12 protein-coding genes are annotated in these 14,075 nt (G+C 63.0%); 11 read left to right on the top strand and 1 reads right to left on the bottom strand.

Going from position 1 to position 14,075, the window contains the following annotated elements; all coding sequences use genetic code 11:
• Positions 1-1,280: ATP-binding protein (locus JAB8_RS15615; RefSeq protein WP_070290531.1), on the top strand; the 1,280-nt coding region annotated here is incomplete at its 5' end.
• A 64-nt stretch (positions 1,281-1,344) separates the two neighbouring features.
• Here JAB8_RS15615 and JAB8_RS15620 read toward each other — a convergent pair.
• On the bottom strand, positions 1,345-2,481 hold the full coding sequence (locus tag JAB8_RS15620) for a S41 family peptidase (protein ID WP_175445205.1): 1,137 nt from the start codon (positions 2,479-2,481) through the stop codon (positions 1,345-1,347).
• Positions 2,482-2,792: 311 nt separating this feature from the next.
• On the opposite strand from JAB8_RS15620, the gene leuC reads away from it, so the two are divergent.
• From leuC to trpA, 10 genes are all read left to right on the top strand, one after another.
• On the top strand, positions 2,793-4,196 hold the full coding sequence (gene leuC / locus JAB8_RS15625; RefSeq protein WP_070221120.1) for a 3-isopropylmalate dehydratase large subunit: 1,404 nt from the start codon (positions 2,793-2,795) through the stop codon (positions 4,194-4,196).
• 94 nt (positions 4,197-4,290) lie between these two features.
• Positions 4,291-4,413, top strand: coding sequence for an entericidin A/B family lipoprotein (locus JAB8_RS28215; RefSeq protein WP_010400408.1), 123 nt, complete (start codon positions 4,291-4,293; stop codon positions 4,411-4,413).
• Positions 4,414-4,464: 51 nt separating this feature from the next.
• Positions 4,465-5,112 (top strand): 3-isopropylmalate dehydratase small subunit, encoded by a 648-nt coding sequence (gene leuD, locus JAB8_RS15630; protein ID WP_070290533.1) that lies wholly within the window; start codon positions 4,465-4,467, stop codon positions 5,110-5,112.
• Positions 5,113-5,123: 11 nt separating this feature from the next.
• The gene (leuB, locus tag JAB8_RS15635) at positions 5,124-6,194 is read left to right on the top strand and encodes a 3-isopropylmalate dehydrogenase (RefSeq protein WP_070221124.1); all 1,071 of its coding nucleotides are present in this window, start codon (positions 5,124-5,126) and stop codon (positions 6,192-6,194) included.
• A gap of 45 nt (positions 6,195-6,239) precedes the next feature.
• Positions 6,240-7,367 carry an aspartate-semialdehyde dehydrogenase gene (gene asd / locus JAB8_RS15640; RefSeq protein ID WP_071654418.1) on the top strand — a complete coding sequence of 376 codons (1,128 nt, stop codon included), beginning with the start codon at positions 6,240-6,242 and terminating at the stop codon, positions 7,365-7,367.
• Positions 7,368-7,622: 255 nt separating this feature from the next.
• Positions 7,623-10,100, top strand: coding sequence for a FimV/HubP family polar landmark protein (locus JAB8_RS15645; RefSeq protein ID WP_275528102.1), 2,478 nt, complete (start codon positions 7,623-7,625; stop codon positions 10,098-10,100).
• A 277-nt stretch (positions 10,101-10,377) separates the two neighbouring features.
• Positions 10,378-11,181: a tRNA pseudouridine(38-40) synthase TruA gene (truA, locus tag JAB8_RS15650; RefSeq protein WP_070221130.1), complete on the top strand. Its 804-nt coding sequence runs from the start codon at positions 10,378-10,380 to the stop codon at positions 11,179-11,181.
• A 22-nt stretch (positions 11,182-11,203) separates the two neighbouring features.
• Positions 11,204-11,887 (top strand): phosphoribosylanthranilate isomerase, encoded by a 684-nt coding sequence (locus JAB8_RS15655; RefSeq protein WP_070290536.1) that lies wholly within the window; start codon positions 11,204-11,206, stop codon positions 11,885-11,887.
• Positions 11,880-13,130 carry a tryptophan synthase subunit beta gene (trpB, locus tag JAB8_RS15660; RefSeq protein ID WP_139143062.1) on the top strand — a complete coding sequence of 417 codons (1,251 nt, stop codon included), beginning with the start codon at positions 11,880-11,882 and terminating at the stop codon, positions 13,128-13,130. Before JAB8_RS15655 ends, trpB begins: the two co-directional genes overlap by 8 nt.
• Before the next feature lie 99 nt (positions 13,131-13,229).
• Positions 13,230-14,027 carry a tryptophan synthase subunit alpha gene (gene trpA, locus JAB8_RS15665; protein ID WP_070221134.1) on the top strand — a complete coding sequence of 266 codons (798 nt, stop codon included), beginning with the start codon at positions 13,230-13,232 and terminating at the stop codon, positions 14,025-14,027.
• The last annotated feature ends 48 nt before the right edge of the window (positions 14,028-14,075 follow it).

Here is a 14,075-nt window from a genome sequence, read left to right on the forward strand (position 1 = left end):
CCGTCGCCGCTGCCGCTGCCGCCAAGCCGGCCGCCAAGGCCTGGGATGGCGCCGAACGACGCGAAGAGCGTCCGGAAGTGCGCCATGCCGCGCCCGTCAAGGAAGACAGCATCCGCGTCGACGCCGTCAAGCTCGACGCGCTGCTGGAAGTGGCGGGCGAATCCGTGCAGGCCGCCAACCAGGCCGCCGTGCTGCTCGAACGCTTGCTGCAATTCAAATTCGAAGGCCAGGCCGCCACCTTGATGGCGACCCTGGCGGAAACCCTGGAGCGCGCCTCGCGTTACTCGACCGAACTGCAGCGGGCCACCCTGGCCACGCGCATGCAGCCTGTCGGCCGCCTGTTCCAGAAATTCCCGCGCCTGGTGCGCGAGCTGGCGAAAGACCTGGGCAAGGATGTCGAGCTGACCATCGAAGGCGCGGAAACGGAAGTCGACCGCGTCGTCGTGGACAGCCTGTACGATCCGCTCGTGCACATGCTGCGCAACTCGCTCGACCATGGCGTCGAATCGCCGGAAGCGCGCCTGGCCGCCGGCAAGCCCGCCAAGTCGTATATTTCGCTGAAAGCCTGGCAAGAGGCCAACAGCGTCATGATCGTGCTGCAGGATGACGGCAAGGGCATGGATCCGGTCTTCCTGCGCAGCAAGGCCCAGCAAAAGGGCTTGATCAGCGAAAACGCGCAGTTGAGCAACGACGAATGCTTCCAGCTGGTGTTCCTGCCGGGCTTCTCGACCAAGGAAGTGGCGTCCAGCGTCTCCGGCCGCGGCGTGGGCATGGACGTGGTGAAAACGGCCGTGGAGAAAAACCGCGGCGCCATCCACATCGAGTCGACGCTGGGCAAGGGCACGAAGTTCGCCATCCGCCTGCCGATCGAACTGTCGATCGTGCCGACCATGCTCGTGTCGACCTCGGGCGCCGCGCTGGCGCTGCCGATGGCGGTGGTGCAGCGCGTCGTCGAATTGCCGGAAACCTTCATGGAAGTGGGCGGCGCGCCCGTGCTGAAAGACCAGGGCCGTCCATTGCCCGTACGGTCGCTGGCCGGTGCCCTGGGCTATGAATCGTGCAGCGAACGCGTCGGCATCGTCGTCGCCGCGCCACAGCCGTACATTCTTGCCGTGGAAGCCGTCGACGGCACGGCCGACCTGGTGATCAAGCCGATGACGGCCATCACCGTGGAAGGCATTACCGGTACGGCCCGCTCGGCCGAAGGCGAGCTGGTGCTGGTCGTGGGCCTGTCGTTCCTGATGGACGGCTGCCGGGGAAGCGTTCGTCTAGCTGCCTGAGTCTTGCTTCAATCGTTAGAAAGCCCGCTAGGCATAGCGGGCTTTTTTTATGGCGCCAGCGGTGTCAGATGTTGTTAGGGCGTAAGGTGCCGCCTTCCAGCCAGCGCTGCACGCGCACGATTTCCTGGGCGCGCTCCGCCTCGTCCTTCGGCGGCGGCAGGTAGATGTCGGGCATGATGCCGTCGAGATCGACCTGCAGATCTGGCAGGCGGGCCGAGCGCGAGGTGGCGTAGGCCAGCTGGCGCCGTCCCGAGGGCAGGGGGTGCATGCGCAGATTCGAATAATCGAGCGCGCCTCCGCTGTTGCGTCCGATTAGCTTGACGCGAAAGCTTTGCCGCGCTTCCAGCAGAAACTGTTCGCAGGAACTGCCGCAATCGCGGTCGACCAGCACCGCCACCCTGGACGGCTGTACTGCCTGGCCAGACACACTCGCATAGCTGACAGGCCCGTTGGTGCTTTGCGCCACGAACTGGCCGGGCTGCACGCTGCGCATGCGGGTGACGGCCAGTGCCATATATTTCGTGCAGGTGGCGTCGCCGGGAGCGTACAGCGCGCAGATGTTTTCCTGGCTGGCGATATTGGCCGGCGTGGACAGCCATTCGCCACCGATATTGACGCTCTCGCCTGAAGCTAGCCATGGCAGCAAGGGCGCATATGTGCTGTCGCTGCCGCCGTTGTTGCGCCGCACATCGATAATCCAGTTTCGACGGCTGGCCAGTTCGTCGCGCTTGCTTTCCAGTAAATCATTGATGAGCCCGGCGTACCCGGGGAAAAAACTCGGTAAGGTCAGCAGCGCCGTGTGCGGCGACAGCAGCTGCAGCGATGGCGCCCTGTCATCGATGGTGGCCGTTGGCGCGGCGGTTGAGGATGGTGCTGCAGCTGGTGTCTCATGTTTCAGCGCACCGGTCGGCATGATCTGCAGGTGGCCTTTGCGCCACTGGCTCAGGTAACCGGACAGTACCGTATTGCAGGCAGCCTCATCGTTCACCCTGGCCGCCGCGGTGCTGGCGCTGGCCAATGCCTGATCGAAATACGCTTGACCTTTTTGTGCCAGATGCTGGCGCGCGCCAGTATCGTTTTCCAGCAAAAAGGCGGGAAGGACGCGCAAGTCCTGCAGGCAGGTCTCGCCCGGCGTGGCCGCTTGCGTATGGCTGACTGTCAAAGTAGTCAGGAGCGTGGCGGCAAAAGAACACAGTCTCATCAATACAGTCTTTCCTGAAATTGTTGTCGAATACAATACACGAAAGATTAAAGAAAAAGTATCGATTTCTGGCCGCGCCGTGGCTCGTTCGGCGGCCTGCCCGCAGATGGGGCCGTCATGTCGCCGATATGCCGATATCGGCAATTTCCAGCTCATATCCAACAATGCGGCCAAACTTTGTATCGCCAATCCCACGCTTTTGCCTGTTTCGGTTCTGTGTCGCGCAATATATGGCATAATCCTTGTGGATCACCGTATGACCTGGTATCACTTGATCACTTACTACAGGCTGTGGCAACGCTGCATAAATCATGATGAAGACGCTTTACGACAAACTCTGGGAATCCCACGTTGTTCGGGCCGAAGATGATGGCACGACAATTTTGTACATCGACCGGCACTTGCTGCACGAAGTCACCAGCCCGCAAGCCTTCGATGGCCTCAGTGTGGCGGGCCGCCAGCCGTGGCGCATTTCCGCCAACCTGGCCGTGGCCGACCATAACGTGCCCACCACCAGCCGGGTCGACGGCATTGCCGATCCCGTCTCGCGCCTGCAGGTGGAAACCTTGGACAAGAACGCCAAGCACTACGGCTTGACCTACTTCAACATGAACGACAAGCGCCAGGGTATCGTGCACGTGATCGGCCCCGAACAGGGCGCGACCCTGCCCGGCATGACGGTGGTCTGCGGCGATTCGCACACGTCCACGCACGGCGCGTTCGGCGCGCTGGCGCACGGGATCGGCACGTCGGAAGTGGAACACGTGCTGGCCACGCAAACCTTGCTGCAAAAGAAATCCAAGTCCATGCTGGTGCAGGTCGACGGCGCTCTGCCGGCCGGCGTGACGGCGAAAGATATCGTGCTGGCCATCATCGGCAAGATCGGCACGGCCGGCGGCACCGGTTACTGTATCGAGTTCGGCGGCTCGGCCATCCGCGCCCTGTCGATGGAAGGCCGCATGACGGTGTGCAACATGGCCATCGAGGCGGGCGCGCGCGCCGGCATCATCGGCGTGGACGATACCACCATCAATTACGTCAAGGGCCGTCCGTTTTCGCCGGCCGGTCCGCACTGGGAACGCGCCGTGGCCTACTGGCGCACGCTGCATTCGGACCCGGGCGCCCGTTTCGACCTCGTCGTCACGCTCAACGCGCAAGAGATCGAACCGCAAGTGACGTGGGGCACCTCGCCCGAGATGGTGGTTGGCATCGATGGCCGCGTACCGGATCCGGACAATGAGAAAGACAGCGTCAAGCGCGACGCCATCGAAAAGGCGCTCGTCTACATGGCGCTGAAGCCGAACACGCCGATCTCGGACATCCGCATCGACAAGGTCTTCATCGGTTCCTGCACCAATTCGCGCATCGAAGATTTGCGCGCGGCCGCCGCCGTGGTACGCGGCAAGTACCGCGCCTCGAACGTCACCCTGGCGCTGGTCGTGCCCGGTTCCGGCCTGGTGAAAGATCAGGCCGAGCGCGAAGGACTCGACCGCATCTTCAAGGATGCCGGCTTCGAGTGGCGCGAGCCGGGCTGTTCCATGTGCCTGGCCATGAATGCGGACCGTCTGGAACCGGGCGAACGCTGCGCCTCGACCTCGAACCGCAACTTCGAGGGCCGGCAAGGGCAGGGCGGTCGTACCCACCTGGTGTCGCCCGCGATGGCGGCGGCGGCGGGCATCGCCGGCCATTTTGTCGACGTGCGGGGATTGCGATGAATTTGGGGTCAGACCCGTTGGGTCTGACCCCAGCATTTGCCGGTGGTTTACACTAACGGGATTTGCAACCATTAGCACATAGACTGAAATCATCATGAAAAAACTCTTCGCCCTCCTTATCGCCACCGTCATCTTGTCCGGCTGCAACACCGTCTCGGGCATCGGCCGCGATGTGCAGAAAGTCGGCCAGGTCGTCACTGGCGCCGGCGGAAAATAAACCGTGACGTGGCGGCGCCCCGCGCCGCGCGTCTTACCGAGTAGAAACAGCATGGATAAATTTACGATTTACGAAGGCCTGGTCGCCCCGCTGGACCGCGCCAACGTCGACACCGACGCGATTATTCCGAAGCAATTTCTGAAATCGATCCACCGCAGCGGCTTCGGCCCCAACCTGTTCGACGAATGGCGCTATCTCGACCATGGCGAACCGGGCCAGGACAACAGCCGCCGCCCGCTGAACCCCGAGTTCGTGCTCAACGAGCCGCGCTACCAGGGCGCCTCGATCTTACTCACGCGCAAGAACTTCGGCTGCGGCTCCTCGCGCGAACACGCGCCGTGGGCGCTCGATCAATATGGCTTCCGCGCCATCATCGCGGCCTCGTTTGCCGACATCTTCTTCAACAACTGCTACAAGAACGGCTTGCTGCCCATCGTGCTGTCGGAAAGCCAGGTCGAGCACCTGTTCAATGAAGTCAAGGCTTTCCCCGGCTTCAAGCTGGTGGTGGACCTGGAGCAGCAATGCGTGCGCACCAGCAACGGTTCCGTCTCGTACCCGTTCGAGATCGATGCCTTCCGCAAATATTGCCTGATGAATGGGCTCGACGATATCGGCCTGACCCTGCGCCACGCCGACGACATCCGCGCCTTCGAAGAACGCCATCTTTCTGCTCAGCCCTGGCTGGCCAACGTCATTTAAACGATTAAAATATGAAAATTGCAATCTTACCCGGCGACGGCATCGGTCCTGAAATCGTCGCGCAAGCCGTCAAGGTCTTGAATGTGCTGGGCGAATCGTTTGAGCTGGAAACGGCGCCCGTGGGCGGCGCCGGCTACGCGGCCCATGGCCACCCTTTGCCGGAAGGCACGCTGGCCCTGGCGAAGGCGGCTGATGCCGTGCTGTTCGGCGCCGTGGGCGACTACCAATACGACAACCTCGAGCGCCAGTTCCGCCCGGAACAGGCGATTCTGGGCTTGCGCAAGAACCTGGGCCTGTTCGCCAACCTGCGTCCGGCCATTTTGTATCCGGAACTGGCGGGCGCCTCGACCCTGAAGCCGGAAGTGGTGTCGGGCTTGGATATCCTGATCATCCGCGAATTGACGGGCGATATTTATTTCGGCCAGCCCCGCGGCGTGCGCGAGTGCCCGGACGGTCCGTTCAAGGGCCAGCGCGAAGGCTTCGACACCATGCGCTATGCGGAAGGCGAAATCCGCCGCATCGCCCACGTGGCATTCCAGGCTGCGCAAAAGCGCGACAAGCGCCTCACCAGCGTGGACAAGGCGAACGTGCTGGAAACCTTCCAGTTCTGGAAAGACATCGTCACCGATGTGCACAAGGAATACCCGGACGTGGCGCTCGACCATATGTATGTCGATAACGCGGCCATGCAGCTGGTGCGGGCGCCGAAGAAATTCGACGTCATGGTGACTGGCAATATGTTCGGCGATATCTTGTCGGACGCGGCCGCCATGCTGACTGGCTCGATCGGCATGTTGCCGTCCGCTTCGCTCGATGCCAACAACAAGGGCTTGTACGAGCCGTCGCATGGTTCGGCGCCCGATATCGCGGGCAAGGGCATCGCCAATCCGCTGGCGACGATCCTGTCGGCCGCCATGATGCTGCGCTATTCGCTGAATCGCGAAGAGCAGGCAAACCGCATCGAAGGCGCCGTCAAGCAGGTGCTGGCGCAGGGGCTGCGCACGGCCGACATCCACGAAGCGGGCACGACTTTGGTCGGTACCGAGGCCATGGGTGATGCCGTAGTGCGTGCATTAGGATAAAATATTTCAATGATGGCAGTCGCCGTCTCATCTTGAGGAATGGTAATGAAATTAGTTGGCTTGGTAGGTTGGCGCGGTATGGTCGGTTCGGTCCTGATGCAGCGCATGCAGGAAGAGGGCGATTTCGCCCACATTGAACCGGTGTTTTTCACCACCTCGAACACGGGCGGCGCGGCGCCGGCCATGGCGAAGAATGAAACCATCCTCAAGGATGCCAACAACATCGCCGAACTGTCCAAGTGCGACATCATCATTTCCTGCCAGGGCGGCGACTACACGAGCTTTGTGTTCCCGCAGCTGCGCGCTAGCGGCTGGAACGGTTACTGGATCGATGCGGCCTCGACCTTGCGCATGGAAAAAGACGCCGTCATCGTGCTCGACCCCGTCAACCTGCACGTCATCAAGGATGCGCTGGGCAAGGGCGTCAAGAACTATATCGGCGGCAATTGCACCGTGTCGTGCATGATGATGGGCCTGGGCGGCCTGTTCCAGCACGACCTGATCGACTGGATGACGTCGATGACGTACCAGGCGGCATCGGGCGGCGGCGCGCAGCACATGCGCGAACTGCTGACGCAATTTGGCACCATCAACAGCTCCGTCAAGGCGCTGCTGGAAAACCCGGCGTCCGCCATCCTGGAAATCGACCGCCAGGTGCTGGCCACCCAGCACGGCTATTCGCCGGATGAAATCAAGCAATTCGGCGCGCCGCTGGCCGGCAACCTGATCCCGTGGATCGACAAGGACCTGGGCAACGGCCAGTCGAAAGAAGAGTGGAAGGCGGGCGCGGAAACGAACAAGATCCTCGGCCGCGGCATCGATTTCGGCACCAAGGAAATTCCCGTCGACGGCCTGTGCGTGCGCATCGGCGCCATGCGCTGCCATTCGCAGGCGCTGACCATCAAGCTGAAGAAAGACGTGCCGCTCGATGAAATCAATGACATCATCGCCAGCAACAATCAATGGGTGAAATTCGTGCCGAACACGCGCGAAGCGTCCGTGCGCGACCTGTCGCCGGCAGCCGTCACGGGCAGCCTGACGATTCCCGTCGGCCGCGTGCGCAAGATGAGCATGGGCGGCGAATACCTGTCCGCATTCACCGTGGGCGACCAGTTGCTGTGGGGCGCGGCCGAGCCGCTGCGCCGCATGCTGCGTATTTTGCTGGATGCGTAACAGCAATAAATCAGCAATTAATTGCTGATGCGGATCAAGCCGGGGCTGTTTTCCCGGCTTTTTTTTCGCCCTGAGCCCGTCAATGCTCAACCATGCGGAGCTTGCATAGCTCTGGGCATGATGATATGTTGATACCTCTGGAAAAGTAACTGTTTTCCCATGTCAACTAAGATGCCGCCAACTATGCCTGTACACACTCGTCCCCGGGTCGCCTCCCTTGCCATTAAAACACTCAGCAGCGCTGTCGCCTGTGCGGTGTTATTGTCACCGGCGGCATCCGCAGCCGAGCTGGGCAAGATCACGGTGCTGTCCGCCGCCGGCCAGCCGCTGCGCGCCGAGGTCGAATTATCGGCCATCAAGCCAGGCGAGGCAGCCAGCCTGCTGGCCAAGCTGGCGCCGCCGGAGGCCTATCGCCAGGCCAACGTGGAATTCAATCCCGCATTGAACGCTTTGACGTTTGCCGTGGAAAACCGCAATGGCAAGCCCTTCATCCGCATCAGCTCGGCGCAACCGGTGGCCGAGCCCATGGTGGATCTCTTGCTGGAACTGAGCGGCAAGAGCGGTCGCCAGGTGCGCGAATATGCGTTCGTGCTCGACACGCCGGAAGCGCGCCAGACGCGCGGCGCGCAAGTGACGGCGCCGGCCGAACCGGGCAAAGGCAAGGCGGCGGCCGATGCTGCGCCAGCTGCGGCGAAAAAGCCGGCCGGGGAATACAAGGTCAAGACGGGCGACACCCTGAGCCGCATCGCCAGCGAACTGAAGCCTTCGGGCGTGTCGCTCGACATGATGCTCGTCGCCCTGTACCGCGCCAATCCCGACGCCTTCAAGGGCGAGAACATGAACCGCATGCAGGCCGGGCGCATCCTGGCCGTGCCTGGCGCGGACGCCGTGCGCGCTACCGGTGCGGCTGAAGCGAAGGGCATCGTGACGGCGCACGCCATCGATTTCGAGGCCTACCGCAACAAGCTGGCAGGTCAGGTGTCGCAAAGTAAGCCGGCCAAGGCCGCGCAAGCGACGCAAAGCACGGCCGGCAAGATCGGTGCGACCAAGGTGCAGGAAAAGCCGACGGCCCTGAGCGAGTCGCAAGACAAGCTGAAACTGTCGAAGGCGGAGCCGGCGGCCAAGTCGGCCGGCAAGAGCGCCGTCGCCAGCGAGGAAGACAAGATCGCCAAGGCGAAACAGGTCGATGAAGCCGCTGCACGCGTCAAGGAGCTGGAAAAGAACGTCAGCGACCTGGAAAAGTTGATGGCGGTCAAGAGCAAGGCCATGGCCGACAAGAGCGCCCCCGCACCCGCCAAACCGGCCGAGGCCGCTGCCAGCGCACCCGCCAGCGCGCCGGCCGAGGCGCAGCCGCCCGCACCTCAGCCTGCCGCACCGAAGGTCAAACCGGTGCCGCTGGTAAAAAAACCATCGCCGCTGGAGCCGACGATTACCGACAAGATCAATGACCACCTGGGCGCCATCGGCATCGGCATCGCCGCGCTGCTGGCGGCCGTGGCCGCACTGGTGGTCGCGCGGCGCCGCAAGGAGACGCCGCCGCCAGCCCAGGGCGATATCGCCCCCGTGGTCGAGCCGGAACCGGAAGCGCCCGTGACGCCGCCGTCCGGCCTGGCGCCGGAAGACCAGCAGTCCGAAGCGAGCAATCACCTGTTCGGTACGGGCGCGGCCGCTGCCGGCGTGGCCGCCGCGGCGGGCGCGAGCATGCTCGATGCGAATGAAACGGACCCCGTCGCCGAAGCGGACGTGTATATCGCTTACGGCCGCGATGGTCAGGCGGAAGACATCCTCAAGGAAGCCTTGCGCATCCACCCGGAACGCCATGCGGCCCGCCTGAAGCTGCTGGAAATCTATTCGGCCCGCAACGACGTGCGCGCGTTTGAAGACCAGGCCAGCGAGCTCTACAGTCTGACTCGTGGCCAGGGCGAGGAGTGGCCGCAGGCGGCCGCGCTGGGACTGGCGCTCGATCCCACCAATCCCCTGTATGGCGATACGGAAGACGACGCCGTGGTCAGCCTGAGCAAGGCAGCCGGCGACGACGTGCATGGCCAGAGCATGGACTTGCCCGACGAGCCGCCCGCGCCGCTGGCCGACCTGGCGCCGGCCGAGCCGGTCTCCTCCGTGACGGCCCGCGATGCGCGCGCCCCCCTCGACTTTGACCTCGACAGCCTCGATTTCGAACCTGTTTCCACCAGCGAGCCGATCGTCATGCCGGGGCCGGACAGCAAGCCGGTCCCTGCCGCGCACGATGCGCAGTATGACGCCAGCATGGATTTCGGCCTGGACCTGGAGCCGCCTGCCGGCCCCGTCAATGGCGTGGGCGCCGGTTTGACGCCATTGCCTGATCCGTTGAAGGATGTCGACCTGGCCCACTTCGACCTCGACGAACCCGTGGCGCCGGCTGCCGCGCCCGTCGCGGCGGCCGAGCCTTCCCTCGACAGCCTGTTCGACGATGCGCAAGCGCCGGCGAGCTTGCCGGAAGCGATACCGCCCGCACAGGAATTCGACCTGTCCGGCATCGACCTGGACCTCAACGATGGCAAGACGGCCAGCGTGGGCGTGGACGACCCGTTGTCGGCTATCCACATGGAAATGGATACCAAGCTGGACCTGGCGATCGCATACCAGGAAATCGGCGACAAGGAAGGCGCGCGCGAGCTGATCGATGAGGTCATCAAGGGTGGCAGCGAAGAGCAGGTCGCCAAGGCGAATACCATGAGAGCTTTGCTGAGCTAAGCACCAGATACGACGTCCATGGCTGCGTTGCACGGTCTCGCCGTACTATTCGTACTGTCTTCGACCATGCGCCTGGCCCTGAACGCCGTCTCGTTCGCTTTCCAGCACCAGATACGACGTCCATGGCTGCGTTGCACGGCCTCGCCGTACTATTCGTACTGTCTTCGACCATGCGCCTGGCCCTGAACGCCGTCTCAGGCGCTGGTGTCGTCGGGAGGCGGGGCCGCCTTTGCGCCGGTATAATGCTTCGATGCAAAATATTACGACAGCAACGCCATTGAAGCGTATCGTCCTCGGCCTGCAGTACGACGGCACGGCCTGGCATGGATACCAGAAACAGGAAGACGGGCAGACGGTGCAGGACCAGCTGGAAAACGCGCTGGAGCAGTTTGCCCGCGTGCGCCTGGCCACCACCTGCGCCGGCCGCACGGATACGGGCGTGCATGCGCTTGAGCAAGTCGTGCATTTCGATACGGAACTGAATCGTGACGTGCACTCGTGGGTGCGCGGCGTCAACGCCTTCCTGCCCAAATCGATCGCCGTGCGCTGGGCCAAGGAACTCGACGGCGATCCGACGGTCAATGACTACTTCCACGCCCGTTTCAGCGCCCGCGCGCGCACCTATCATTATGTGTTGTACAACAACGCCACCCGTTCGCCGCTGGTGGAGGGGCGCGCCGGTTTCTTTTTCCGTCCGCTGGACGTGGAACTGATGCGCCAGGCCGTGCAGCCGCTCTTGGGCTGGCACGATTTCACGGCCTTCCGCGCCGCGCAATGCCAGGCCAAGTCGCCCGTCAAGCTGATGCACGACATCCGCATCGAGCGGCGCGGCGATTGCGTCATTTTTACGATTACGGCCAATGCCTTCCTGCACCACATGGTGCGCAACCTGGTCGGTTCGCTCGTCTACATCGGCACGGGGCGCGAAAAGCCGGAGTGGCTCGGGCATTTGCTGGAAAGCAAGGACCGCCACGCGGCGGCGCCCACCTTCATGCCGGACGGCCTGTACCTGGCACAGATCGATTACGATCCGAAATGGGCCTTGCCGCAAGACAGCAGCAGCGCCTTGCCCTGGTTTTGATCTGCATCAATAAAGGATAGCCATGCCACGCACACGCATCAAGATCTGCGGCCTGACCCGCGTCGAAGACATCCAGGCTGTCGTGGCGGCGGGCGTCGACGCCATCGGTTTCGTGTTTTATCCGAAAAGCCCCCGTTACGTGACGCCCGGGCAGGCAGCGGACCTGATCGCGGCCATGCCCCCCTACGTGACGACGGTGGGCCTGTTCGTCAATGCCACGGTGGACGAGGTGCGGGCCACCAGGGCCGTGGCGCCTTTATCTCTGCTGCAATTTCATGGCGACGAGACGCCCGAACACAGCGCGGTGCTCGCCGGTGCCGTGAATACGCCGTTTACGCAAGTGTTCCGCGTCAAACCCGACACCCGCTTTGAAGATTTGCTAGAATACGAACAGCGCTATCGCGCCGCCAGCCCCTTGTTCTCGAGCCTCTTGCTCGATACCTATGTGGATGCCTACGGCGGTGCAGGAAAGGTATTCGATTGGTCCCTCATTCCAGAAGAACTCGCGCCTCGGGTCGTTTTAAGTGGTGGCTTGAGCGTACAAAACGCGACTGACGCAGTGGTGCGCGTGCGCCCTTACGCCGTCGACATCAGCAGTGGTGTCGAAGCGTCCAAGGGCATCAAGGACGCATCCCGAGTCCGCGCGTTCATCGCCGCGGTGGGGGATGCCGATGCCATCATTGCCAGAGGAAACCACCATGAATGACCACACCAACTCGCCCGGCGCAGCCGCCGCATTGTTCCACGCTACCGATTACCCGTTTCCCGACCTGCGCGGCCACTTCGGCCCGTACGGCGGCTCCTTCGTTGCCGAAACGCTCACGCATGCACTGGCCGAACTGAAAGACGCCTATGCGCGCTACAGCGCGGACCCGGAATTCCTCGAAGAATTCCGCTACGAGCTGAAACACTTCGTCGGCCGTCCCTCGCCCATCTACCACGCCAAGCGCTGGTCCGAGATGGCCGGCGGCGCGCAAATCTATTTCAAGCGCGAAGACTTGAACCACACGGGCGCGCACAAGATCAACAACGTGATCGGCCAGGCCCTGCTGGCCAAGCGCATGGGCAAGCCGCGCATCATCGCCGAGACGGGCGCGGGCCAGCATGGCGTGGCCACGGCCACCATCTGCGCGCGCTTCGGCCTCGAATGCGTGGTCTACATGGGCAGCGAAGACGTCAAGCGCCAGGCGCAGAACGTGTACCGCATGAAATTGCTGGGCGCGACCGTCGTGCCCGTCGAATCCGGTTCGAAGACACTCAAGGATGCGCTGAACGAAGCCATGCGCGACTGGGTCACCAACATTGAAAACACCTTTTATATCATCGGCACCGTGGCCGGCCCCCATCCTTACCCGATGATGGTGCGCGACTTCCAGTCCGTGATCGGCGAGGAATGCCTGGTGCAGATGCCGGAAATGACGGGCCGCCAGCCCGACTACGTGCTGGCCTGCATCGGCGGCGGCTCGAATGCCATGGGCATCTTTTACCCGTACATCGACCAGAAGGATGTCAAACTGATCGGCGTGGAAGCGGCTGGTGAGGGATTGGACACAGGCAAGCATTCGGCTTCGCTGACGGCCGGCTTCCCGGGCGTGCTGCATGGCAACCGCACCTATCTGCTGCAGGATGACAACGGCCAGATCATCGAGACGCATTCCGTCTCGGCCGGCCTCGACTATCCGGGCGTGGGGCCGGAACACGCTTGGCTGAAAGATTCGGGCCGCGCGCAATACGTGTCGATCACCGATGACGAGGCGCTGCAGGCTTTCCACGACTGTTGCCATATCGAAGGCATCATCCCGGCCCTGGAGTCGTCGCACGCGCTGGCCTACGCGGCCAAGCTGGCGGCCACCTTGCCGAAAGACCAGATCGTGCTGGCCAACCTGTCGGGCCGTGGCGACAAGGACATGCATACCGTGGCGGAGCGCATGGGACTCAATTTCTCCTGAGACCCCAATAACGGCTGGGGTCGGACCCTCAGGGGCCGACCCCGGTCTTTGCTCCTGGGTTGAAATTACTTCCTCTATCCATCACCACGAAAGCTCACCATGTCCCGTATCGCCACTACCTTCGCCCAATTAAAATCCAAGAACAAGACCGCCCTGGTCACCTTCATCACCGCCGGCGACCCCGGCCCTGACGCCACCGTGCCGCTGATGCACGCGCTCGTCGAGGGCGGCGCCGACATCCTGGAGCTGGGCGTGCCGTTTTCCGACCCCATGGCCGAAGGCCCCGTCATCCAGCGCGCCTGCGAACGGGCCTTGAAATTCAATGTCGGCATCCACGACGTGTTCGGCTACGTGCGCCAGTTCCGTGAAACGAACCAGACGACGCCCGTGGTGCTGATGGGGTACGCCAATCCCATCGAGCGCATCGGCAGCGCCGCCTTCATTGCAGCAGCGCAAGCGGCCGGCGCCGATGGCGCCATCGTCGTCGACTATCCGCCGGAAGAGTGCGAGGAGTTCGGCGCCGCCATGCGCGCAGCGGGCCTCGACCTGATTTTCCTGCTGGCGCCCACTTCGACCGAAGAGCGCATCGCGCAAGTGGCCAAGGTTGGCGGCGGTTTCAGCTATTACGTGTCGCTCAAGGGCGTCACGGGTGCCGGCAACATTGATACGGAACAGGTGGCGGAACGCCTCGCGGCCATCCGCCAGCATGTAAAATTACCCATCGGCGTGGGCTTCGGCATCCGCGATGGCGCCACGGCCAAGGCCGTGGCCAAGGTGGCCGACGCCGTCGTGATCGGCAGCCGCATCATCCAGGAGATTGAAAATGCCCCGGAAGGGGGCGCCGTCGACGCCGTGCGCAGCTTTACGGCAGGCATCCGCGCCGCACTGGACGCCTGAGCAAGCTTGCCGTTTACGCAAGATGCGTTGGCGGCAAAGTTCGACAGC

This window comes from Janthinobacterium sp. HH106 (assembly GCF_001758725.1).
Lineage (GTDB): Bacteria > Pseudomonadota > Gammaproteobacteria > Burkholderiales > Burkholderiaceae_D > Janthinobacterium.